The 23,331-nt window shown below is 65.0% G+C and carries 16 protein-coding genes and 2 pseudogenes; 10 read left to right on the top strand and 8 right to left on the bottom strand.

All coding sequences use genetic code 11. The features are described 5' to 3' along the window. Nucleotides 1-77: 77 nt before the first annotated feature. The 6 genes and pseudogenes from edd to NW75_RS17195 all read right to left on the bottom strand — a co-directional run bounded on the left by edd (nucleotide 78) and on the right by NW75_RS17195 (nucleotide 6,006). Nucleotides 78-1,895, bottom strand: coding sequence for a phosphogluconate dehydratase (gene edd / locus NW75_RS17220; RefSeq protein ID WP_033966395.1), 1,818 nt, complete (start codon nucleotides 1,893-1,895; stop codon nucleotides 78-80). A gap of 124 nt (nucleotides 1,896-2,019) precedes the next feature. Next, nucleotides 2,020-2,730, bottom strand: a complete 711-nt coding sequence (gene pgl / locus NW75_RS17215) for a 6-phosphogluconolactonase (RefSeq protein ID WP_033966393.1) — start codon at nucleotides 2,728-2,730, stop codon at nucleotides 2,020-2,022. 149 nt (nucleotides 2,731-2,879) lie between these two features. Then, a complete protein-coding gene (zwf, locus tag NW75_RS17210; RefSeq protein ID WP_033966391.1) occupies nucleotides 2,880-4,346 on the bottom strand; it encodes a glucose-6-phosphate dehydrogenase in 1,467 nt (488 codons plus the stop codon). An 86-nt stretch (nucleotides 4,347-4,432) separates the two neighbouring features. Then, a pseudogene (argC, locus tag NW75_RS17205) lies at nucleotides 4,433-5,361 on the bottom strand (N-acetyl-gamma-glutamyl-phosphate reductase). Further along, the gene (locus NW75_RS17200; protein WP_010403327.1) at nucleotides 5,358-5,618 is read right to left on the bottom strand and encodes an SH3 domain-containing protein; all 261 of its coding nucleotides are present in this window, start codon (nucleotides 5,616-5,618) and stop codon (nucleotides 5,358-5,360) included. Before NW75_RS17200 ends, argC begins: the two are co-directional and overlap by 4 nt. Nucleotides 5,619-5,670: 52 nt before the next feature. Beyond that, nucleotides 5,671-6,006 carry a MarR family transcriptional regulator gene (locus NW75_RS17195; RefSeq protein WP_033966401.1) on the bottom strand — a complete coding sequence of 112 codons (336 nt, stop codon included), beginning with the start codon at nucleotides 6,004-6,006 and terminating at the stop codon, nucleotides 5,671-5,673. Between the two features lie 234 nt (nucleotides 6,007-6,240). On the opposite strand from NW75_RS17195, the gene secG reads away from it, so the two are divergent. The 3 genes from secG (at nucleotide 6,241) to NW75_RS17180 (ending at nucleotide 11,358) form a co-directional block, all read left to right on the top strand. Then, the gene (gene secG / locus NW75_RS17190) at nucleotides 6,241-6,648 is read left to right on the top strand and encodes a preprotein translocase subunit SecG (RefSeq protein ID WP_033966389.1); all 408 of its coding nucleotides are present in this window, start codon (nucleotides 6,241-6,243) and stop codon (nucleotides 6,646-6,648) included. Between the two features lie 98 nt (nucleotides 6,649-6,746). After that, the gene (locus NW75_RS17185) at nucleotides 6,747-8,381 is read left to right on the top strand and encodes a CTP synthase (RefSeq protein ID WP_033966388.1); all 1,635 of its coding nucleotides are present in this window, start codon (nucleotides 6,747-6,749) and stop codon (nucleotides 8,379-8,381) included. 208 nt (nucleotides 8,382-8,589) lie between these two features. Next, a complete protein-coding gene (locus NW75_RS17180) occupies nucleotides 8,590-11,358 on the top strand; it encodes a DUF3857 domain-containing protein (RefSeq protein WP_033966387.1) in 2,769 nt (922 codons plus the stop codon). Nucleotides 11,359-11,418: 60 nt separating this feature from the next. On the opposite strand, the gene NW75_RS17175 is transcribed toward NW75_RS17180, so the two are convergent. Then, the gene (locus NW75_RS17175) at nucleotides 11,419-11,889 is read right to left on the bottom strand and encodes an Hsp20 family protein (protein WP_033966385.1); all 471 of its coding nucleotides are present in this window, start codon (nucleotides 11,887-11,889) and stop codon (nucleotides 11,419-11,421) included. A 259-nt stretch (nucleotides 11,890-12,148) separates the two neighbouring features. Here NW75_RS17175 and NW75_RS17170 point away from each other — a divergent pair, with 259 nt between their 5' ends. From NW75_RS17170 to NW75_RS17145, 6 genes and pseudogenes are all read left to right on the top strand, one after another. After that, nucleotides 12,149-14,575 carry a TonB-dependent receptor gene (locus NW75_RS17170; protein ID WP_033966400.1) on the top strand — a complete coding sequence of 809 codons (2,427 nt, stop codon included), beginning with the start codon at nucleotides 12,149-12,151 and terminating at the stop codon, nucleotides 14,573-14,575. A 520-nt stretch (nucleotides 14,576-15,095) separates the two neighbouring features. Then, nucleotides 15,096-16,346 (top strand): lipoprotein-releasing ABC transporter permease subunit, encoded by a 1,251-nt coding sequence (locus tag NW75_RS17165; RefSeq protein ID WP_033966384.1) that lies wholly within the window; start codon nucleotides 15,096-15,098, stop codon nucleotides 16,344-16,346. Then, a pseudogene (locus tag NW75_RS17160) lies at nucleotides 16,339-17,014 on the top strand (ABC transporter ATP-binding protein). Before NW75_RS17165 ends, NW75_RS17160 begins: the two are co-directional and overlap by 8 nt. Beyond that, entirely contained in the window at nucleotides 17,011-17,601 is a 591-nt protein-coding gene (locus tag NW75_RS17155; protein ID WP_033966383.1) for a GNAT family N-acetyltransferase, read from the top strand. The pseudogene NW75_RS17160 and the gene NW75_RS17155 overlap by 4 nt, the downstream one beginning before the upstream one ends. Before the next feature lie 11 nt (nucleotides 17,602-17,612). Beyond that, nucleotides 17,613-18,092: a glutathione peroxidase gene (locus NW75_RS17150; RefSeq protein WP_033966381.1), complete on the top strand. Its 480-nt coding sequence runs from the start codon at nucleotides 17,613-17,615 to the stop codon at nucleotides 18,090-18,092. Nucleotides 18,093-18,177: 85 nt separating this feature from the next. Next, nucleotides 18,178-19,002: an aspartyl protease family protein gene (locus tag NW75_RS17145; protein ID WP_197057866.1), complete on the top strand. Its 825-nt coding sequence runs from the start codon at nucleotides 18,178-18,180 to the stop codon at nucleotides 19,000-19,002. On the opposite strand, the gene NW75_RS17140 is transcribed toward NW75_RS17145, so the two are convergent. Continuing rightward, nucleotides 19,003-19,548 carry an HdeD family acid-resistance protein gene (locus NW75_RS17140; protein ID WP_033966399.1) on the bottom strand — a complete coding sequence of 182 codons (546 nt, stop codon included), beginning with the start codon at nucleotides 19,546-19,548 and terminating at the stop codon, nucleotides 19,003-19,005. It lies immediately after the preceding gene. Between the two features lie 161 nt (nucleotides 19,549-19,709). Here NW75_RS17140 and dnaE point away from each other — a divergent pair, with 161 nt between their 5' ends. Further along, on the top strand, nucleotides 19,710-23,294 hold the full coding sequence (gene dnaE, locus NW75_RS17135) for a DNA polymerase III subunit alpha (RefSeq protein WP_033966378.1): 3,585 nt from the start codon (nucleotides 19,710-19,712) through the stop codon (nucleotides 23,292-23,294). Nucleotides 23,295-23,331 lie beyond the last annotated feature (37 nt).

The raw sequence follows: 23,331 nt of genomic DNA, 5'->3' as shown, positions 1-23,331 counted from the left end.
GGTCAGCCCCATTTGGACAGGCACCCCACCCCAAACCCCTCCCTGAAGGAGGGGCTGTGCGGTTGGGAGGTCCATCCCTACCATCCCATGCCGGTCAGCAGCGGCGATGCGCCGCGCTCGGCTTCATTGGCGTTCTGGCGGAACAGGCCGAACAGTTCGCGGCCCATGCCGTCAATCTCGCTCGGCATCGAGACCGGCGTGCGCGCCGCCCATTCCGCCGGATCGACCCGCGCGAACAGCTCGCCGGTCACCGCATCGAGCCGGATCACGTCGCCATCGCGCACGCGCGACAGCGGGCCTTCGCCCAAAGCCTCGGGCGAGCAATGGATCGCGCACGGCACCTTGCCGCTCGCACCCGACATGCGCCCATCGGTGACAAGCGCCACGCGGAAGCCGCGATTCTGCAGCACGCCGAGTGGGGGCGTGAGCTTGTGCAATTCCGGCATCCCATTGGCGCGCGGCCCCTGGAAGCGCACGACCACGACGACGTCGCGGTCAAGCTCGCCCGCCTGGAACGCGGCCTGGACCGACGCCTGATCGTGGAAAACGCGCGCGGGGGCCTCGATCGTCCAGCGGTCCTGCTCGACCGCCGACACCTTGATGCAGGCCCGGCCGAGATTACCGGTGAGGATGCGGAAGCCGCCCTCGGGCGCGAATGGCGCTGCCGCACCGCGCAGGATCGTTTCGTCGCCGCTCGGGCCGGGATCGACCCAGGCAAGCGCGTCGCCCTCGATCACCGGCTTGCGCCCGTAATCGGCAAGGCTGTCTCCAGCGACCGTCAGCAAATCGCCGTGGAGCAACCCGGCCGATACCAGTTCGCGGATGACGAAGGGCATGCCGCCCGCCGCCTCGAACCCGTTCACGTCGGCCGAACCGTTGGGGTAGACGCGCGTGATGAGCGGGACCGCCTTGGACAGGCGATCGAAATCCTCCCAGTCGAGCACGATCCCGGCGCAGGCCGCGATGGCGGGCAAATGCAGCAAGTGATTGGTCGAGCCGCCAGTGGCGAGCAAGCCGATCGCCGCGTTGACGATCGCTTTCTCATCGACGCACAGGCCCAGCGGGCGATAGCTGTCGCCATGCCAGCCATTGGCGGCGAGGCGGTGGACGGCAGCGCGGGTGAGTTCCTGGCGCAGCTTGGTGCCGGGGTTGACGAAGGCGGCACCCGGCATGTGCAGGCCCATCACTTCCATCATCATCTGGTTGGAATTGGCGGTGCCGTAAAAGGTGCAGGTGCCCTTGGAGTGATAGGCACCGATCTCGGCTTCGAGCAGCGCCTCGCGGCCGACCTTGCCCTCGGCAAAGGCCTCGCGCACGGCGGCCTTTTCCTTGTTGGGCAGGCCAGAGGGCATCGGGCCTGAGGGGATCAGTACCATCGGCAAATGGCCGAAGCGCAAGGCCCCCATCAGCAGGCCCGGCACGATCTTGTCGCAAATGCCGAGCAGCGCGGCACCCTCGAACACGCCGTGGCTGAGCGCGATCGCGGTGGAGAGGGCAATCGTGTCGCGGCTGAACAGCGACAGCTCCATGCCGGGATAGCCCTGCGTCACGCCGTCGCACATGGCGGGCACGCCGCCTGCGACCTGCGCGGTGGCACCCGCCTCGCGCGCCCACACCTTCATCTGCTCGGGGTAGCGATAGTAAGGCGCATGTGCCGAGAGCATGTCGTTATAGGAGGTGACGATGCCGATGTTCATCGCCTTGCCGCTGGTCAGGGCAGGGCGGTCCTCCTCGGTGCCGGCATAAGCGTGCGCGGCATTGGCGCAGCCCATGGCGGGGCGCTCGATATGCGAATCGCGCGCGCGGCCGATCAGGCCGAGATAGGCGGCGCGGCTGGCCTTGGAGCGCTCGATCACGCGGTCGGTGACGGCGGCGATTTCCGGGTGCAGGGTCATGAAACTTCTCCGTCATGCCGGGCCTGTCCCGGCATCCACCCCGCAGCGCGTCCCGCGATCGCTGGCCAGGCGGCGCGGTGGACCCCGGGACGAGCCCGGGGTGACGGTGCGGGGCGCGTTGCTGTCACGCAGCCGCCCAGTGAATGTCGACCGGCAATTCGGCGTCCGCCAGCACGCGGCCGATCGGATAAGCCGAGGACGGGCCTTGCTTGATCGCTTGCTCGATCACCTTTTTCTTGGCGTCGCCGGTGACAGCGATGATCAGCGCGCGCGCCGAGACGATCGCGGCGCGGCTCAAGGTGACGCGCGCGACCGGCGCTTCCTTGGGCAGCGGCTCCGGCATCACGCCCAGCGCGCGGCGCTCGTTCGGGCCCGACAGCGCTTCGTCGAAATCGGGGCCGGGGAAGATCGAGGCGGTGTGGCCGTCGGCGCCCACGCCCAGCAGGCACAAATCGAGCGGCCAGTGCAGATCTTGCATCAGCGCGTCGGCGGAGCGCCCGGCGGCCTTGTAATCGGCGGTCGCGGCGGGGACGATCGGCATCACGCGCGCGCCCTTGGGCAGGAAGGTCTTGGCGATCATCGTCACGTTCGACAGCGGATCGCCGAGCGGCACGATGCGCTCATCGGTCGGCACGATGGTGACGCGCTTCCAGTCGATCTTGGCTTTGGCCAGGCGTTCGTAGATCGGGATCGGCGTCTTGCCGCCCGACAAAGCGATGACGGCGGCACCGCGCGCATCGATCGCGGATTCGATGATGAAGGCAATGTCCCCGGAAACGGCATCGGCCATTTCCTCGGCATCGTCATAATCCCACCATTCGATTTCTTCGCTCATGATCTTTGTCCTTCATCTCCCTCTCCCCGCGTGCGGGGAGAGGGTCGGGGAGAGGGGGGACGCAGTGCGTCAGACATATGTCTGCGTCCCTACGCCGCCCCCGCGCTTCGCTTGCTTACCCTTTCCCGATCGGTGGGGAGAGGGGGATTTCAATCGTCCTGCCAGGTCACCCCGTCGCGCTCGGTCAGCGCGACTGCGGCGCTCGGGCCCCAGCTGCCCGAGGCATAGCTTTTGGGCTTCATGTCATTGGCGACCCAACCGGCGCGGATCGCGTCGATCCAGGTCCATTGCGCCTCCACCTCGTCGCGGCGCACGAACAGCGTCTGGTCGCCCTCGATCAGGTCGAGCAGCAGCCGCTCATACGCGATGCGGCGGCGGGTGCCGGCAAATTCCGAATCGAGGCTGAGGTTCAGCGGCACTTCGCGCAGGCGAATGCCCTCGCGGTCGAGGCCGGGCTCCTTCGCCATCACCAGCAACTGCACATATTCCTCGGGCTGCAAGCGGATGATCAGCGCATTGGGCTGCAACAGCCCGCCGCGATTGGAGAACATCGAGTGCGGCACGGGCTTGAACTGGATAACGATCTCGGAGCGCCGCGTCGTCATGCGCTTGCCGGTGCGCAGGTAGAAGGGCACGCCCTGCCAGCGCCAATTGTCGACATGCGCCTTGAGCGCGACGAAGGTCTCGGTGGTCGAGGGCTTGCCGAGCTCGTCGATATAGCCGCGCACGATCGCGCCGCCGCTGGCACCCGCTGCATATTGCCCGGTGACCGACATGTTGGGCACGTCGGCCGGGGCGACCTGCCGCAGCGAGCGGAACACCTTGGCCTTCTCGTCACGGATCGCCGATCCGTCGAAGCGCGCCGGTGGCTCCATCGCGATCAGCGCGAGCAATTGCAGCATGTGGTTGGCGACCATGTCGCGCAAAGCGCCGGCACCATCATAATAGGCCGCCCGCTCTTCCAGGCCGACCGTTTCGGAAATGGTGATCTGGACATTGTCGATGCCGCGCGCATTCCACACCGGCTCGAAGAAGCTGTTGCCGAAGCGCAAGGCGAGGATGTTCTGGACGGTTTCCTTGCCCAGATAATGGTCGATGCGGAAGGTCCGGTCCTCGGGGAAGGCCGTGGCGACGGTGTCGTTGATTTCCTGGCTGGAGGCGAGATCGTAGCCGAGCGGCTTTTCGAGGCCGATCCGCACGGTTTCCCCGGCGAGCCCTGCCGATTCGAGGCCGCGAATGACCGGCTCGAACAGCGAGGGCGCGGTCGACAGGAAAATGGCGAGCCCGCCGGAAATGTCGCCGACCTTCTCCGCCAACTGCTTGTAATGGTCGAGGTCGGTCGCATCGAGCGCCTGATATTGCAGGCGGTCGAGGAAGGTCTTGGCCGCTTTCTCGTCCTTGCGGTCCTCGGGCAGGAACTGGTCCAGCGCCTGCTTGGCGAATTTGCGGAACGTCGCATCGGTATGATCGGAGCGGGCAGTGCCGGTGATCGTCAATCCCTCGGGCAGCAGGCCGTCGGCATGCAGGCCATAAAGCGAGGGGAGCAGCATCCGCTGCGCGAGATCTCCGGTCGCGCCGAACAACATCAATTTGGCGACGGGCGTGCGGACGGGCATGCTAAATCGACCTCCTGGGGAAGGGGTCACCTAAAGAGGCGCAAGCGCGCCGCCAAGGTGAATACGTATCACGGGGCACCAAAAAGTTACAGCGTCAGCCCTGCCAAAGGATCGAGCCCGGCCATGATGTTGAGGCTCTGCACGGCAGCACCCGCCGCACCCTTGCCGAGATTGTCGAGCGTCGCGATCAGGCGCGCCTGGCCGGTGGCGGCATTGCCGCACAAGCGGACGGTCAGCCGATCGGTGCCGGCATCGTCCTCAATGCACACCACGTCGCTATCACCGTCGCCGACGGTGATCAGCGCGCTGTCGGCATAAGCCTCGCGCAGCGTCGATTCGCACACCGCCAATGTCGGGCGGCGGGTGAACATATGCAGCGCCAGCGGCACCTCGACGATCATCCCGCGATAGGTGTTGGCGACCGACGGCATGAAAATCGGCGGATGTTCCAGCCGGGCATGCTTCTGCATTTCGGGCACATGCTTGTGCGCGAGGCCCAGCGCATAAGCACGCGCTGCGGGCGGTGGATTGACGCCTCATAATCGGCGATCATCGCCTTGCCGCCGCCCGAATAGCCCGACACGGCATTGACGCTGATCGCCCAATCGACCGGCACCAGCCCGGCGCGCACCAGCGGGCGCACGAGCGCGAGGAAGCCGGTCGGATAACAGCCGGGATTGCTGACACGCTTCGCCTCGGCGATCGCGGCGGTCTGGCCCGGCTCCAGTTCCGGGAAACCATAGGTCCAGCCCTCGGCGGTGCGGAACGCGGTCGAGGCATCGATCACGCGCGTGCGATCATTGTCGATCAGTGAGACGGCTTCGCGGGCGGCATCGTCGGGCAGGCAAAGAATGACAAAGTCGCTGTCATTGAGCGCTTCGCCGCGCGCGACCGTGTCCTTGCGCCGCGCTTCGTCGAGCGAGATCAGCGAAATTTCGCTGCGTCCGGCAAGCCGCTCGCGGATTTCCAGGCCCGTGGTACCGTGCGCGCCATCGATGAAGACCGAAATGCTCATGGTGCGGGCCATGACAAGGCGTCGGCGTCGACATAGCCGACCAGATCCTTGCCCGGTGCGCGGCCCCAGGCGCGGCCGCGGACGAATTCCAGCACTTCGAACACGTCGCCAATCTCCAATTCGACCAGCACCGCCGAATCGGGGGCGGGCTCCTCACGCAAGGCTGCCGCAGCGATCACCACGCGGGGGACGGCACAGGCATAATGCGGCGCAAAAACGCGGTCGGCCAGGCGAATATCGGCGAGATCGCGGCGCACGGCGTGTCGCCGCGGATCGAGCGTTACCGATGCGCCCTGGAGCGCAAAGCTCCTACGTGCTGGCGCGTCGAAGGGTTCGCTGGGGAGCGTGTTGTGGCGTGCTGTCGCCGATGAACTGCCCGAAATCGTCAAGAAACTCTGCCCCCTCGGAGGTACGTGCGACAAAGATATTACGCTTGTCGTTATCGTCGCGTTGACGGCGCAGATAGCCCAGGGTGCCGAGCCTGTTCAAGGCGCGCGTGATAACGGGCTTTGAAACGTTGAGCATCGTCGCCAGTCCGCGCACGGTATGCGGCCCCGGCTGGAGGTATACCAGCAGCAGCAGGGCCATTTGCCGATTGGTCAAATCGGGCTCGCCCGACCGAACATAATCGATCAGGGTCTCCATCCATTCGGTGAGTGCATGATTGGTGTGTGAAGCCACGGCAAGTGTCCGCAAATGACGCAATAAAGCCCCACAATTGGGGATATTCCTGAGAACCTAACGCGCCGCGCCGCATCAGGTTTCAGTTCGATTGCGGAATGTTTACAACCCCTGGATGCGGCACGCGGTTGATCGCGTGGCGCACCTCGCCTATGTGCCCGGCTTCGCCATCGGCGCTCCAAGGATTCAACCCGCTTCATGTTGCTCTTCCAGTTTCTCCTCGTCGTCCATTTCGTCATTGCGCTGGCGCTGGTGACGGTCGTTCTCATGCAGCGTTCCGAGGGCGGTGGGCTGGGCATGGGCGGTAGCCCGGGCGGCCTGATGTCGGCGCGCGGCGCAGCCGATTTCCTGACGCGGGCGACCTCGATTCTGGGCGGTCTGTTCATCGCGCTCAGCATCCTGCTCGCCGTGCTCGCAGCGCAAGGGCGCGTGGCCAAGGTGGTGGCACCAACCACGCCGCCGCCCGCCGCCGCAACCGCGCCGATCCAGGCACCGGCGCAGACCGACCCGAGCGTTCCCTTCGCCAGCGGCGCACGCAGCGCGCTCGCGCCGACCGGCAACACCGCCGCGCGGGCCGATAACGGCGCAGTTCCGCTCGCTCAATAAGTCGCGCGCGGGCCGTCTTCCGGTCCGCGCACTTTTCCAAAAATATCGGAGTCGCGCGCTTGTCGTGCCACCCCTCTTCACGCTAGGTCTTTTCTCCCATGGCGCGGTTCATTTTCATTACCGGCGGCGTGGTCTCCTCGCTTGGCAAGGGTCTTATGGCGGCATCGCTCGCCGCCCTGTTGCAGGCGCGCGGCTATCGCGTCCGGATTCGCAAGTTCGATCCGTATCTTAATGTCGATCCGGGGACGATGTCGCCCTATCAGCATGGCGAAGTCTATGTGACCGACGACGGGGCGGAGACCGATCTCGACCTTGGCCATTATGAGCGCTTTACCGGCGTCGCCTCGCGCCAGTCGGACAATATCACCTCGGGCCGGATCTATCAGCAGATCATCACGCGCGAGCGGCGCGGGGATTATCTGGGTGCAACCGTCCAGGTCATCCCGCACGTCACCGATGCGATCAAGGAATTCGCGCAAGCAGAGACCGACGATCTCGATTTCGTATTGTGCGAAATCGGCGGGACGGTCGGCGACATTGAATCGCTCCCCTTCATCGAGGCGATCCGCCAGCTGCGCAACGATCTCGGGCGCGGCAATTCGATCAGCATCCACGTCACGCTGGTGCCGTATATCGCGGCGGCGGGCGAGCTGAAGACCAAGCCGACGCAGCATTCGGTGCGCGAACTGGCCGCTTTGGGCGTGCAGCCTGACGTGCTCGTGTGCCGCTGCGAACAGCCCTTGCCCGAAAGCGACCGCGCCAAGATCGCCTTGTTCTGCAACGTGCCCAAGGAGGCGGTGATTCCGGCGCTGGATGCGAAGAGCATCTACGCGGTGCCCGTGCAATATCACCAGGAGGGGCTGGACGACGCGGTGCTCAACGCCTTCGGCATCCTGCCCGGCGGCGCGCCCGATCTGTCGCGCTGGACCGACATCATGGACCGGCTGACCAACCCCGAGGGCGAAGTTACGATCGGCGTCGTCGGCAAATATGTCGGTTTGCAGGATGCGTACAAGTCGCTCAACGAAGCGCTGGTCCATGGCGGCATCGCCAACAAGGTGAAGGTCAATGTCGAATGGATCGACGCCGAGCTGTTCGAAGGGCCCGATAGCGACATTGCCGCGCGGCTCGAGCCGATGCACGCGATCCTGGTGCCGGGTGCCTTTGGTGAACGCGGTGCCGAGGGCAAGATCGCCAGCGTGCGGTTCGCGCGCGAGCGCGAAATTCCCTATTTCGGCATTTGCTTCGGTATGCAGATGGCCTGTGTCGAGGGTGCGCGCGACCTGGCGGGCATTGCCAATGCCAGCTCGACCGAATTCGGCCCGACCGACGAGCCGGTGGTCGGCATGATCACCGAATGGATGACAGCCGAGGGCGTGCAGACGCGCGAGGCAGGCGGCGATCTGGGCGGCACCATGCGACTTGGGGCCTATGACGCCAAGCTCGACGGCAACAGCGTGGTTTCGACCATTTACGGCGGCACCGACATTTCCGAGCGCCATCGCCATCGGTACGAGGTCAACACCGCCTATCGCGAGGCGCTGGAGAAAGGTGGCCTGGTGTTCAGCGGCATGTCGCCCGATGGCATGCTGCCCGAAATCGTCGAGCGGCCCGACCATCCGTGGTTCGTCGGCGTGCAATTCCACCCGGAATTGAAGAGCAAGCCGTTCGATCCGCATCCCTTGTTCGCAAGCTTCGTAGCGGCGGCAGTCAAACAGTCGAGATTGGTCTGATCGCGCCGGTCCGGTGTGGTGGGAGGATTGCTGCAAACTGACAAAGGGGGTGGAGGTGCCTGAAATTGTCAGTCCGCGCCAAAAATCCTTAAAGATTGCACTGGCTTCGTGCCGCCTCCGCCCATAGTCTTGTCTACGGACTTGAAGACGTAAGGGGGATCATTTGCGACTTTTTCACTCGGTGAGCCTGGCGGTTATTGCTGCCGGGATGCCTTCCGTCGCTTTTGCAAGTGAAGCCCCACTCTATCAACCCGCGCCGGGCTGGATCGTCATGGCTGCGATGCCCGACCTTGCCAAGCTGGACGCAGGCGCGCCGCCGAATTTGATCTTCGACGTCCAGCAACGCATCGAGAATGGGCGCTTATGGGCCTATGTCGATAGCGCGACGCGGATCACGTCGCCCGAGCTGCTGGCGCAGGCAACGTCGCTCGCCTTGCCGTGGGTGCCCGACAAGGGCGATCTGATCATCCACGAACTCTCGATCCTGCGCGGGACCGAGCGGATCGACCTGCTCGCGAAGGGCGAGAAATTCACGGTGCTACGGCGCGAGCAGACGCTGGAGCAGCGCGAACTGACCGGCATTCTGACTGCGACGATGGCGGTGGAGGGGTTGCAGGTCGGCGACGTGCTGCGACTGCGGATGTCGACCACGACGACCGACGCGGCGCTGGGCGGACGGGTACAGACGGTGATGCCGGTGTTCGCCGCACCGACGCGGCTTGGTTATGCCAAAATGCGCTTCTCCTGGCCGACCGCGACGCCGCCCAAATGGAAGCTGCTCGCCGAGGGCGTTACGCTCACCCCGGTGCGCAACGGTGCCTATAGCGAAGTCACCATCCCCCTGCCGGCCCCGAAGCAACCCGAAATGCCTGCGGATGCGCCGGTCCGCTTTCGCCATCCGCCCTTGATCGAACTGGCGACATTCAAGGATTGGGCCGACGTCTCGCGCGTGATGGCCCCGCTATATGCGACGCCCGAATCGACCAATCCGAACGACCCGATCCTGGCCGAGGCCGCCGCGATCATGAAGGCCGACCCGACGCCGATCGGCCGCGCGGAGCGGGCGCTCGAACTGGTTCAGCAGAAGATCCGGTATTTGGCGGTGGGCATGAACGGCGGCAATTATGTCCCGCAAAAGCCGGAACGGACCTGGGCGGTGCGGTATGGCGACTGCAAGGCCAAGACGCTGCTGTTGCTGACCTTGTTGCGGGCGATGAAGATCGAGGCTGAGCCTGTGCTCGCAAATATCGGGCTGGGCGATATCGTGCCCGACCGTTTGCCCAGCCCGATGGCGTTCAACCACGTGCTGGTGCGCGCGACGATCGATGGACAAACGCTGTGGCTGGACGGCACCGGCAGTGGAGCGCGCCTGATCGATATCCACGACACACCGCCGTTCGGCTATGGCTTGCCGGTGCGCGCGGCGGGTGCCGATTTGCTGAAGATCGAGACCCACGCCAACGCCCGGCCGATGGTGGATCTGACGGTCGATGTCGATGAGAGCGCTAGCGTCGATTTGCCGAGTGCCGTGGATGCGGTGGCGGTGGTCCATGGCGGTTATGCGGCGGCCTTGACCTTGGCCAAGACGCAGATGGGGGAGAAAGAAGAACGCGACGCGGTCGGCGGGTTTTTCATCAATTACCTTGGCGAAGGGCAGTTTTCCGATACCGCGATGGTCCCCGATCCGCTGACTGGCGACGTGACGCTGAAGGCGCATGGCATCGTCAATTCGGCATGGACGACCGATGACCGCCGGCGCAAGCGCGCGCTGGCGCGGGCGCTCGACAACGTCACCTTCGCGCCCGACCGCAGCAAGGTGGCGTGGACGACGATTCCGGTGGCGACGGGCGATCCGTTCGGGATGCGGTATCGGTTGCGGCTGCGTCTGCCCGACCGGGGGCGCGGCTTCGCGATCGAGGGCGAGCCCGACATGAAAGAACACGTCGCGGGTTACGAAATTTCACGTACGACCAAGCTCGATGGCGGGGTCGTTACGGTTGACGAGCGGATCGACACTGTCGGCCGCGAAGTGCCGGTCGCGCGCATCCCGATCGAGCGCGATGCCGTGGCGACCGCGAAGGCGCGGGCACCGCGCCTCGTCGCTCCGGTGGCGACCGCGCGCAAATGGGAGATTGGCACAAGCGATCCTGCCGGAGCCACGCAAGTCGCGGCAATCAACGCGGTCCTGGCCAAGGCGATTGTTGCAACCACCGCCGATGACAGCAGTGCCTATGCAACGCGCGGTTCCTTCCGCGCCAATATCGGGGATCGCGCGGGCGCAATTGCCGATTGGACGAAGGCGATCGCGATCGAACCCTCGATCGACCTGTATTTGAAGCGTGCGGCGACGCTGTACGAACTGGGCGATGTCAAAGCCGCGCTGGCGGACGCCGAGGCGGCGCGGGCGCTCGATCCGTCATCGGAAGCCGCGATCGGTCGTGTGACGATGCTGAAGGCGGAAAGCGGCGATCTGGCGGGCGGGCTTGCGTTGCTCGACCAGCGGATCGCGCTTGGCGGGGAGATGCGACGGACCTTCCGCACCGCCAAGGCCAGCCTGATCGGGGAATATGGCGATCCGGCAGAGGCCATCACGCAGTTCGACGCCTTGATTGCCGACAAGCCGGGCTCGCCCAGTCTGATGAATGCTCGGTGCTGGACCAAGGGTACGCGCAGCGTGATGCTAGATACAGCGGTGAAAGATTGCACCCGGGCAATCGAACTGAGCGAGGACAGCAGTGCCGCGCTGGATAGCCGCGCGATGGTGTGGTTCCGACTGGGCCGGTTCGATGACGCGCTGGCCGATCTCGATGCGGTTCTTGCCGCTGAGCCCGGCCAGGCCGCCAGCCGCTTCATGCGGGCAATCGTGCTGCAAAGGCTCCACCGCGACGCCGAGGCGGCAAGCGAGTTGAAGATCGCCCGCCGGATCGCGCCCAGCATCGATCGGCATTATGCGCGGTACGGAATCAAGGCACGGTAAAACAAACAAAGAGGGGAGATGGCCGAGCCAAAGTCCGGCCACCTCCCTTATTCTTCAGCGTTACGCCGCTTGCGCCGCGCCTTTGTCCTCGACCGCGACCAGCGGTGTGCCGGTCTTGATCGCGATCGTCTTGGGCTTCATCGCCTCGGGCACTTCGCGGACAAGGTCGATGGTGAGCAGGCCATCGTTCAGCCGGGCGTCCTCGACCCGCACGAAATCGGCGAGTTCGAAACGGCGCTCAAAGCTGCGATTGGCGATGCCGATGTGGAGGAACGAGGAGGTCGCGGCCTCTTTCTCGTCCTTGCGGCCCTTCACCTGCAGCAGATTCTGTTGCGCGGTGATCTCGATCTCGTCGCGACCAAAGCCTGCCACCGCCAGCGTGATGCGGTAGCGGTCGCCATCGAGGCGTTCGAGGTTGAAGGGCGGATAATTGTCGGCGCTCTGCTGCCGGGCATTGGCCTCAAGCATATCGAACAGCCGGTCGAAGCCGACGGTCGAGCGACGATAGGGGGTCAAATCGAACTGACGCATGGTGAACTCCTTTACAAGCGAGTGTCGGTACGTCGAGCCGGGCCCGCCACCTGCGCGACCCTGCCCGGTGCGGCCCCAAGGGCACCACACGCGCAGAATCTGGTTCGCTTTGGCCGGAGTTCAAGACCCACCGGTACAGAATTTCATGGTGCTAAAGACCAGCTTTGGCGCGGCAAAGAAGGAGAGGGCGTGAATATCCCCGTGAATGATGGGCATTGTACGCCGACTCGGGGCAACGCCCGGGAACAAGGGGACGTTCATGCTCGCGCACTTGCCGCTCATTCTGCTTGCCCATGCGACACTCGCGCCACCCTCGACGCCGCCGGAACCCGCTGCGCCGGAGGTGACCGATGGCGATGCACAAGGCAATGCGGGCGATATCGTCGTCACCGCACGCCGCCGCGCGGAAACCGAGCAGACCGTGCCGATCGCGCTCTCTGTGCTGAGCGGGCGCACGCTGGCCGATAGTGGCGCGTTCAACGTCAACCGGTTGCAGCAGCAAGTCCCCACGCTGCAATTCTATTCGAGCAACCCGCGCAACTCGGCGATCAACATTCGCGGGCTGGGCGCACCGTTCGGGCTCACCAATGACGGGATCGAACAGGGCGTCGGTTTCTATATCGACGGCGTCTATATCGGGCGCGTCGGGGCATCGACCTTCGATTTCGTCGATGTCGACCGGGTCGAGGTGCTGCGCGGGCCGCAGGGCACGCTCTATGGCAAGAACACGACCGCAGGCGCGCTCAACATCACCACGCGCGCGCCGAGCTTTACGCCCGAGGCGCGCGCCGAACTGAGCGTCGGCAATTATGATTTCGTACAGGGCAAAACTTCGATCTCGGGGCCGATTACCGACACTTTGGCGATCCGCCTGTCGACCTCCGCGACGACGCGGCACGGCACGATTTACGATGTGGCCAGCAACACCGATCTCCACCGCCAACGCAATATCGGGTTTCGCGGGCAAGTGCTGTACAAGCCGACCGACACGCTCAGCCTGACGCTGGCAGGCGATCTCAACGTGCAGAACCCATTGTGCTGCGCGCAAATCTATGCGCGGGTCGGCACCACGCAGCGCGCGGCGAACCGGCAATATCCGGCACTGGCGGCGGCGTTCGGCTATGCCCCGCCCAGCACCAACCCGTTCGATCGCGTCACCGATCTCGATGCCAAGATCAATTCGCGCCAGGAAGTGGGCGGGGCGTCGCTCGTCACCAATTGGGATTTGGGGCCGGCCACGCTCACCTCGGTGTCGGCATGGCGCTATTGGGACTGGAAACCCGCCAACGACCGCGATTTCATCGGCCTGCCGATTACCACAGTGTCGCAGAATCCGTCGCAGCAGGAACAGGAATCGCAGGAAATCCGGCTCGCGTCGAACGGGACCAACAAGCTCGATTACACGGTTGGCGCGTTCCTGTTCCATCAGACGATCAATACACAGGGGTCGCAAGTGCAGGGATCGGCGGCGAGCCGTTTCCTGCTCAACCCCGGCAACGTTCCGGTGGGGTCGCGCGGGTGCGCGTCCCCGACCGCCAATGCCTGCAATCCGGCGGTGCTGAACGGGCTGACCTCGACCAATACGATCAATTTCAAGAACACCAGCTTTGCGGTGTTCGGCAAGCTCAACTGGGAAGCGTTCAACCATTTCCACGTCCAGCCGGGCCTGCGCGTCAATTATGACAAGAAGAGCGGCTCCTATGTCTCGGTCGTCACCACCGGCAGCGGCAGCACCACGCTGAACGCCGATCAGTCTGCCACGCTTGCCCCGCAAAGCTATGCGCCGCGCTTCAGCGCGTGGAACGTGTCGGGGGACGTGACGCTGTCCTATGATTTTTCCGCCGATGTGCATGGCTATGCAACCTATGCGAAGAGCTTCAAATCGGGCGGCATCAATCTGTCGGGCCTGCCGCTCAATGCGGCGGGGACGGCGGTGGACCTCACCACGCAGACGGTGAAGCCCGAAAAGGTCGATGCGTTCGAACTGGGCCTGAAGACGCAATTTCTCGATCGCAGCGTCACGCTGAACGTCGCCGGGTTCTGGACCGAGATCGGCGATTATCAGGCAACGGTGAACAACGGCCAGTTGACCGTGATCCGCGGCTATCTCGCCAATGCCGGCAAGGTGCGGTCGCGCGGGGTGGAGTTCGACGCCAGCTTCCGCCCGAGCAAGCGTTTCAACCTGTATCTCAACGGTGCCTATACCGATGCGATCTACAAAAAGTTCACCAACGCGCCGTGCCCGCCCGAGCTGTCCGGCGGCACCGTGACGACGGGTACGCCTGGTCCGGCCGGGGTGCCGGGATCACTGAGCCCGGTGGTGTGCGATATTTCGGGGCAGCGTCTGCCCGGCATTTCGAAATGGTCCTTCTCTTACGGCGGCGAATATAATGTGCCGGTCGGCGGTGGGGACGGACAGGTCTATTTGGGCTATGACGGCAGCGCGCGCTCGCGCTTCTCGTCCAATCCATCGCCTTCGGCTTACACCTGGATCGAGGGGTATTCGCTGTCCAACTTCCGGCTTGGCTATCGCAAGAAGGACTTCAACGTCTTTGCCTGGGTGCATAACGCCTTCGACCAGGATTATTTCGAATTGCTGTCGACGCAGTCGGGCAGCACCGGGCTGATCGTCGGGCAGCCGGGCGACCCGCGGACCTTTGGCGCGACGATTTCCAAGTCGTTCTGAGGCCTGGCCGTCACCCCGGCCTTGTGCCGGGGTCTACTTCGCTGCTCGGATAGCGTTCGGAGTCGGACGCGGGAGCTGCGGCATGGTGGACCCCGGCACGAGGCCGGGGTGACGGGGGAGGGGCGACAGGGAAGGAGGAGCGCCGACGGCAAAGCCGCCGTCGGCCGGGTTCGCCCAAGGCGACCCGCCGTCCGATTTGGGCGATCCGCTGTGCGGACCGGTGGCCAGCATGGCCACCTTCGCCCAAACGCAAACGTCCGGGCCGTTTCCGACCCGGACGCTGCGTGACGATCGCTCGTCAGCCCCCATCTCGCTCTCGCTGCACACCTTGCGGCGGCGCTGAAAGCATTCCCCGAACCACGGCCGTTGCCTGTGTGTCAGTGACAGAAGCGTTAAGTGTGAGTGAGCGGCTTGTCATGGGGAATATGGCCGATCCGTAGCGATTGCGGCGCTGCTGTGGCGGTTGCGCAACAGGGGGCAACAGTTGCCAGCGCGGCATGTGCGCCGTAGAGCGGGCTCCATGATCCTCTCCCGCTATGAACGCATGATCGCCCGGCGCTATCTGCTGCCCGGCAAAGGCGAGGGGTTCATCTTCCTCGTCGCTGGCATCAGTCTCGTCGCGGTGATGCTCGGCGTCGCCGCGCTCGTCATCGTGATGAGCGTGATGAACGGCTTCCGGGCCGAACTGTTCGACAAGATCGTCGGGCTCAACGGCCATGCCGTGGTGCAGGGCTATGCCGGGCAATTGCGCGACTGGCGCGATATCGTCGCGCTGGCCGACAAGACGCCGGGCGTGACCAGCGCCACGCCGATGATCGAGCAGCCGCTGATGACCACCTATAACGGCCGCGTCGAAGGCATCCTGCTGCGCGGGATGCAGGTGTCCGATATTCGCCGCAACAAGACGATCGGCAGCAAGGTGGTGATGGGTTCGCTCGCGTCGTTGAAGCCGGGCAGCGGCGTGATTGCGATCGGATCGGGCCTGGCCGACCAATTGGGGGCGGTGGTCGGCAGCCAGATAACGATTATCAGTCCGCAGGGACCATCAACACCCTTTGGCACGATGATGCGCGCGGTGAGCTATACCGTCGGCGCGATCTTCACGATCGGCGTGTACGATTATGACAAAGCCTATGTCATCATGCCGATGGAAGATGCCCAGACGCTGCTGATGATGGGCGATTCGGTCGGCATGATCGAAGTGCAGACCAACGATGCCGATCGCGTCGGCCAGATCCTCGCCCCGCTCGCCAAACAAGTCGGGCAGCGCGCGGTGATCCAGGACTGGCGGCAAATGAACGCGCAATTGTTCGAGGCGCTTTCGGTCGAGCGCGTGGCGATGTTCACCGTGCTGTCGATCATCATCCTGGTGGCGGTGTTCAACATCCTGTCCTCGCTGATCATGCTGGTGCGCGCCAAGACGCGCGACATCGCGATCCTGCGAACAATGGGGGCGAGCCGGGGGGCGATGATCCGTATCTTCATGACGGTCGGCACCACCATCGGCGCGCTGGGCGTGGTCGCTGGGCTGGTGCTTGGCTTCATCTTCCTGCACTTCCGGCAAAATATTGTCGATTTCGTGCAATTGGTGACGGGGCAGAACCTCTGGGATCCCTCGATCCGCTTCCTCACCGAATTGCCGTCCAAGACCGACCCGGTCGAAGTGACCGTCATTTCGCTGATGGCGCTCTTGTTCAGCTTCCTCGCCACGCTCTACCCCGCGCTCAAAGCGGCGAGCACCGATCCTGTGCAGGTATTGCGCTATGAGTGAACCCGTCCTCAGCGTTGCCGGCCTGACGCGCGCGTTCAGCCAGGGCGGCGAAACCATCGAGGTGCTGCGCGGGGTCGATCTCCATGTCGGCGCGGGCGAGATCGTCGCGTTGCTGGGTCCGTCCGGCTCGGGCAAATCCACGCTGTTGCAGGCGGTCGGGCTGCTCGAAGGCGGCTTCGGCGGGTCGATCCGCATCGCGGGCGAGCAAGTCGCCAAGCTCGATTCGGACGGGCGAACCCGCGTGCGGCGCGATTCGCTCGGTTTCGTCTATCAATTCCATCACTTGCTGCCCGATTTCAACGCGACCGAAAAATGTCGTGCTGCCGCAGTTGATCCGCGATCGCACCCACGCCCAGGCGAACGAACGCGCGACGGCTTTGCTCACCGCGCTTGGCCTCGGCCACCGCCTGACCCACCGCCCCAGCCAATTGTCGGGCGGCGAGCAGCAGCGCGTCGCGGTCGCCCGCGCGCTCGCCAACCAGCCCGCTCTGGTGCTGGCCGACGAGCCGACCGGCAACCTCGACGAGGCGACCGCGGACGTGGTGCTGGCCGAATTCCTGCGGCTGGTGCGCGGCGAAGGCTCGGCGGCGTTGGTCGCGACGCATAATGAGCGCATGGCGCTCAAGATGGACCGCGTGGTGCGCCTGCACGAGGGGCGGCTCGCGTGAGCGCCTGGACCACGCCCCCAACACTCACCGGCGATCACGTCACGCTGCGCCCGACCGTGGTCGACGACCGCGACGCCATCGTCGCGGCGGGGGCGGATGGGAAGATCAGTGACCTGTTCTTCACCAACGCCTCGACGCTCACCGACCCCGACGCCTTCATGGCGGCGCTGTTCAAGGAGCGGGATTTCGGGCGGGCGATGCCGTTTACCGTCTGCACCCCCGAGGGCCGGGTGGTTGGCCTCACGCGCTATATGCGGATGAATGCAGGCCATAAGCGGCTGGAGATTGGCGGCACCTTCTACGCCAAGTCGGTGCAGCGTACCGGCGTCAACACCGAGGCCAAGTTGCTGCTGCTGGGCCACGCCTTTGAGGTGATGGGCTGCAACGCCGTGCAGATCCGCACCGACTGGTTCAACAAGCGTTCGCAAGCCGCGATCGAGCGGCTGGGGGCCAAGCGCGATGGTGTGCTGCGCAACCATCAAGTGATGGATGGTCGCGTGCGCGATCTTGTGGTCTATTCGATCATCGCCAGCGAATGGGCCGGGGTGCGGCAGAATCTGCGCTTCCTGCTCGCGCGCCACGCCTGAGGAGTGCGTTCATGCCTGCCATCACCGATCTCACGGTTAAAGCCGCCGACGGCACGCCGGTCGACCTGTCGGCTTATGCGGGCAAGGTGCTCCTGATCGTCAACACCGCCTCCAAATGCGGCTTCACCCCGCAATATGAAGGGCTGGAGGCGCTGCACCGCCAATTCGGCGATCGTGGGTTTGAGGTGCTTGGCTTCCCCTGCAACCAGTTCGGCGCGCAGGAGCCGGGCGATGCCGCGGAAATCGCCAATTTCTGCTCGCTGACCTATGACGTGACCTTCCCGGTCTTCGCCAAGATCGACGTCAACGGCACCAATGCCGACCCGCTGTTCGTCGCGCTCAAGAAGCAGGCGCCGGGGATCCTTGGCACCGAGGGCATCAAGTGGAACTTCACCAAATTCCTCGTCGGCAAGGACGGGCAGGTGGTTGAACGTTATGCGCCGACGACCAAGCCCGAGGCGATTGCGGCGGATATCGAAAAGCTGCTCTGAGAGGTACGTCGTGGGCGGTATGGTTTTGACGCGCTACTCGGTGGCGTTGGGGTCAGCGATAGCGATGGTGGTGGCGTCGCCCGTCATGGCGGAAGCTATCCCTGAGCGCTCCATCGCGATCGAGCGACCGCAGCAGCTCGATGGGCATCCGGTGGGTGCGCAGTTGCCGATCGTGACGCTGCGGATCGGCGGCACTTCGCTTCGCTTTCTGTTCGACACGGGTGCCTCCGAAATCGTGCTGAGCGAGCGTACTGCGACCCAGCTCGGGCTGAGCGGGGCGACGACGCAGACCGGCACCGATAGCGGCGGCGTCGCCGTCGCGGGGCGCTACGTGACGGGTGTCGATATCGCGACGGCGGAGGGCGCGCCGCTTCGCCATGTGGACCGTGTGCTGGCGATGCCGCTGGGGCCGCTCGAGGCGCTAGGACTGGCGGGCGTTATCGCTCCGCAGGCACTGGCCGCTACGGGGTGCGTGCGCGTCGATTTTCGCGGTGGCGTGGCGACCGTGGCGGACGCGGGTGCGGTGGCCTGCCGTCCTCTGGCCAAGGGCGCTCGGGTTGCGGCACCAGGCTGGCGCGGCGATGGGCGTCCGCATGTTCCGGTCGGCGTGGGGGAGGGGGCGGATACGCCGTTTTTTCTGGTCGATAGCGGTGCCTGGCGCAGTGCGATCCCGGCCACTGCCGCCCCCCGTCTTCCCCGGCTGCGGACCGCGCAGAGCCGCGGGGTTGGGGGGAAGACGGTGACCATGGATATCGTCGGCCCCGTTACCCTGAAGGTGGGCGACGCCCCGCAACCGTTGCCGGAGGCGGCGGTGGTCGAGGGGCGTACCACCGGAGTTTTGGGGTTCGATCTGCTATCGGGCATGACGCTGGTGCTGCATGCCGATGGGGCCTTTTCGATCGGCGAGTGATCAGCGCCCGCGCGTGCCGATCGCCTGCAGCGTGGCGGTGATGCCGCTGAACAGGAAGCTGATCCCGAGCACATAACCCGGCAGCGTCAGCGCGGTGAAGGGGATGCCCCAGATGATCCACACCGCCAGCACGATGTTAAGAATACCGAGCAGGATCAGGCTGATCCCGAAGCGCCGGAAGCGCGTGCCGATAGCGATTTCGATCACGCCGCGCACGGTCAGCCAAATCGCGATCAGCAACGTCAGCGAGACCGCGCCGCTTGCGGGTTCGACGATGATCCACGCGCCGATCGCCAGCGAAAGGATGCCGCTCAGCAAGGTGTAAGCGGAGAAATGATGGCCGCGCAGGCCGAAGCTCGCGACTACCGCGATCGCACCGGTCGCGATCAGGAAGGACCCGGCGAGCAGCGTGGCGGTCAGCGTCGCGCTGACCGGCCAGAGAAATGCGGTGATGCCGACCGCGATGCTGAGGAGGCCGTAAGCCAGTAGCCAACCGGTCCCGACGCGAGCGGATGTGGTGGACGAACCGAAAGTCGTGTCGCTCATGTCTGTCTCCAGGGTGAAGTGCACGGGGGGGCGTTGAACAAGCTGATTTTTATATCAGAACGCCGATCGTGTCAGGCGCACTATACGTAAGTTTACGGGCAACGCGGCCGCTGCCGAGTTCGCAGCTTTACGAATCGGCGCGTTGGGCGCTACCAACCGGAATGGCCCATTCCGCGTTCGTACCCCTTCGGATCTTCTCTTCCTACACCATGCTCGATGGCGCGATCGAGCCAAAGGCGATTGCCAAACGCGCGCAGGAACTGGGCTTTCCCGCCGCCGCCTTGACCGACCGTAACGGCCTGTACGCCGCGATGGCGTTTGGCGATGCCGCGCGCGCGGCGGGGGTGCAGCCGGTGATCGGCACGATGCTCGGCGTCGCTCGCCCCGATATGCCCGAGAATGCACCGCCCGTGCTCGACTGGATCGCGCTCTACGCACAGGATGAGGATGGCTATCGCAATCTGTGCGTGCTGGTATCGCAAGCGCATCTCGATCGCCCGCTCGAACTCGCGCCGCACGTCCCCTTCGCCGCGCTGGAGGGCCGCACCGACGGCCTGCTCGCGCTCACCGCCGGTCGTGAAGGTGCACTGGCGCGGCTGTTCGCCGAGGATCAGCCCGATCGCGCGCTGGCTTATGCCGATCGCCTGCAGGCCTTGTTCCCCGACCGGCTCTATATCGAGCTGACCCGGCGGCTCGATGAGATCGAAGGCAAGGCCGAACCGGCGCTGCTCGATCTTGCCTACGACCGCAATCTGCCGCTGGTCGCGACCAACCCGTGCTGCTTCGCCACGCAGGATTTCAGCGAGGCGCACGATGCGTTGCTGTGCATCGCCAATTCGACCTATGTCGCCAGCGAAGACCGGCCGCGCACCTCGCCGGACGCGTGGATGAAGCCCGCCAAGGACATGCGCGAGCTGTTCGCGGACTTGCCCGAGGCGATCGCCAACACGCTGGTGGTGGCGCAGCGCTGCGGCGTCGGCGCGCCCAAGCGCAAGCCGATCCTGCCGAGCCTCGCCGGCGATCCCACCGCCGAGGCCGCCAAGCTGCGCGAGGATGCCCATGCCGGGCTCGAGCGGCGGCTCGACCGGATCGAACAACTCGCGGTTTCTGCTCCCCTCCCGCTTGCGGGTGTGACTGGGGGAGGGGAGTCTTCTGCGGCTGGTTCAGGCCCTCCCCCAACCCCTCCCGCACGCGGGAGGGGAGATTCGGACTGGCGCGAGCCGTACCGCAAGCGGCTCGATTTCGAGCTCGACGTCATCATCCAGATGGGCTTCCCCGGCTACTTCCTGATCGTCGGGGACTTCATCAAATGGGCGAAGGATCATGACATCCCGGTGGGGCCGGGGCGTGGTTCGGGCGCGGGCTCGGTCGTCGCCTGGGCGCTGACCATCACCGATCTCGACCCGATGAAACTCGGCCTGCTGTTCGAACGCTTCCTCAACCCGGAACGCGTGTCGATGCCCGACTTCGACATCGACTTTTGCGAAACGCGGCGTGGCGAGGTGATCCGCTACGTCCAGGAGAAATATGGCCGCGACCAGGTCGCGCAGATCATCACCTTCGGTAAGCTGAAGGCGCGCGCGGTGCTGAAGGACACCGGGCGCGTGCTGCAAATGGGCTATGGCCAGATCGACCGGCTTGCCAAGCTGATCCCCAACCTTCCCGCCGACCCGTGGGACCTGAAACGCGCGATCGACGGCGTGTCGGAACTGCACAGCGAATATAAGAACGATCGCAGCGTGCGGCATTTGCTCGATCTGGCGATGAAGCTCGAAGGCCTGCCGCGCCACAGCTCGACCCACGCCGCGGGCGTGGTGATCGGCGACCGTCCGCTCGCCGATCTCGTGCCGCTCTACCGCGATCCGCGTTCGGACATGCCCGTCACGCAATTCGACATGAAATATGTCGAGGGCGCAGGCCTCGTGAAGTTCGACTTTCTCGGCCTCAAGACGTTGTCGGTGCTCAAGAAGGCGATCGACCTGTTGGCCGCGCGCGGCGTGGTGGTCGATCTCGACGCGCTCGAATGGGATGACGAGGGCGTCTACAAATTGCTGCAAAAGGGCGACACGGTCGGCGTCTTCCAGCTCGAATCCGAAGGGATGCGCCGCACGCTGTCGGCCGTTCGCCCGTCCAATTTCGGCGACATCATCGCGCTCGTCTCGCTGTATCGTCCGGGCCCGATGGACAATATCCCGATGTTCGGCCGTCGCAAGAATGGGCAGGAAGAGATCGCCTATCCGCACCCGCTGCTCGAAGGCATCTTGTCAGAAACCTACGGCATTTTCGTTTATCAGGAACAGGTGATGCAGGCGGCGCAGATCCTGGCCGGCTATTCGCTCGGACAAGCCGATTTGCTGCGTCGCGCGATGGGCAAGAAGGTGAAGTCCGAAATGGACGCGCAGCGCGCGGGTTTCGTCGAGGGCTGCAAGACGATCAACGGCATTCCCGAAGCCAAGGCCAACGAATTGTTCGACTTGATCGACAAATTCGCCGGCTACGGCTTCAACAAGTCGCACGCCGCCGCCTACGCCTTGCTGTCCTATCAGACAGCGTGGCTCAAGGCGCACCACCCGCACGAATTTTTCGCGGCCTCGATGTGCTTCGATCAGGCGCAGACCGACAAATTGAGCGTGTTCATCGACGATATGCGCCGCCTTGGCGTCGCTATTCTGCCGCCCGACATCAACCGCAGCGAAGCCGAATTCTCGGTCGAGGATAGCGGCGACGGGCTCGCCGTGCGCTATGCGCTCGCCGCGCTCAAATCGGTCGGCGAAGGCGCGATGGAAAAGCTCGTCGCGGAGCGCGAGGCGGGCGGGCCGTTCGAGTCGATCGACGATCTCGCACGCCGCATCGATCCGCGCATCCTCAACAAGCGGCAGTTGGAAACGCTCGCGGCGGCGGGCGCGTTCGATGCGCTCAATGACAATCGCGCCGGGATCGTGGCGAGCGCCGAGACGATCCTCGCCACCGCCGCGCGGATTCACGACCAGAAAATCAGCGGGCAGGGCGGCCTGTTCGGCACCGCCGAAGCGTCCGAACCGCCGATCAAATTCCCGCTCTCCGCGCGCTGGACGATGGCCGAACGGATGGACCAGGAGCGTGAGGCGTTCGGCTTTTATTTCTCCGCGCATCCGGTCGACCGGCACAGCCATTTGGCCAAGCTGCACGGCGCGCGCAGCTTCGTCACGCTGGGCGAACTCAACATTCCCGATGACGGCACCCGCGCCGGTGCGACCATGGCGGTGCTGGTCGAGGATGCGCGCTGGCGCACCTCGGCGCGCGGCAAGCGCTATATGATGGCGACGCTGTCGGACCCGTCGGGCCAGTTCATGGCGACCTGCTTCGACGATGCGGTCGCCGCCGAGCTGGAGGAATGCGCGCGCACCGGAGGCTGCGGCCTGGCGACGGTCGAGCTCGATCGCCGCCCCGGCGAGGAAACCCCGCGTGTCTCGGTCAAGCGGCTGCAATCCTTCGAATCGCTCGCCTCCAACGCGCGCTTCTGCCTGGAATTGTCGGTCGATGCGCCGGGCGCGATGGCGGCACTTGCGAGCATGCTGTCGGAGGCACGCGGCGCACGCGGCGAGATATGGGCGACGGTGACGGTTTCGCCGGGCGAGACCACCCGCGTGCTGCTCGGGCGCGACTTTCTGCTCGACGGGGAGCTTGCCGCGCGGATCGAAGCCTTGCAGGATGTTTCGAACGTAGTGCTGAGAACCGCAGAGGCGCGGCTGGCACTCGTCGGATAGTAGCGGGAGCGGCGGCGGGGCGAAGGAAGCATCTCCC

It is taken from the genome of Sphingomonas sp. Ant H11, assembly GCF_000797515.1.
Classification (GTDB): Bacteria; Pseudomonadota; Alphaproteobacteria; order Sphingomonadales; family Sphingomonadaceae; genus Sphingomonas.
This window is presented reverse-complemented; position numbering and strand designations above follow the sequence as displayed.

Coding starts and splice junctions, on each gene's coding strand:
- edd (WP_033966395.1), bottom strand. CDS start 1,895: ATGACCCTGCACCCGGAAATCGCCGCCGTCACCGACCGCGTGATCGAG.
- pgl (WP_033966393.1), bottom strand. CDS start 2,730: ATGAGCGAAGAAATCGAATGGTGGGATTATGACGATGCCGAGGAAATG.
- zwf (WP_033966391.1), bottom strand. CDS start 4,346: ATGCCCGTCCGCACGCCCGTCGCCAAATTGATGTTGTTCGGCGCGACC.
- NW75_RS17195 (WP_033966401.1), bottom strand. CDS start 6,006: ATGGAGACCCTGATCGATTATGTTCGGTCGGGCGAGCCCGATTTGACC.
- secG (WP_033966389.1), top strand. CDS start 6,241: ATGTTGCTCTTCCAGTTTCTCCTCGTCGTCCATTTCGTCATTGCGCTG.
- NW75_RS17185 (WP_033966388.1), top strand. CDS start 6,747: ATGGCGCGGTTCATTTTCATTACCGGCGGCGTGGTCTCCTCGCTTGGC.
- NW75_RS17180 (WP_033966387.1), top strand. CDS start 8,590: ATGCCTTCCGTCGCTTTTGCAAGTGAAGCCCCACTCTATCAACCCGCG.
- NW75_RS17175 (WP_033966385.1), bottom strand. CDS start 11,889: ATGCGTCAGTTCGATTTGACCCCCTATCGTCGCTCGACCGTCGGCTTC.
- NW75_RS17170 (WP_033966400.1), top strand. CDS start 12,149: ATGCTCGCGCACTTGCCGCTCATTCTGCTTGCCCATGCGACACTCGCG.
- NW75_RS17165 (WP_033966384.1), top strand. CDS start 15,096: ATGATCCTCTCCCGCTATGAACGCATGATCGCCCGGCGCTATCTGCTG.
- NW75_RS17150 (WP_033966381.1), top strand. CDS start 17,613: ATGCCTGCCATCACCGATCTCACGGTTAAAGCCGCCGACGGCACGCCG.
- NW75_RS17145 (WP_197057866.1), top strand. CDS start 18,178: ATGGCGGAAGCTATCCCTGAGCGCTCCATCGCGATCGAGCGACCGCAG.
- NW75_RS17140 (WP_033966399.1), bottom strand. CDS start 19,548: ATGAGCGACACGACTTTCGGTTCGTCCACCACATCCGCTCGCGTCGGG.
- dnaE (WP_033966378.1), top strand. CDS start 19,710: ATGGCCCATTCCGCGTTCGTACCCCTTCGGATCTTCTCTTCCTACACC.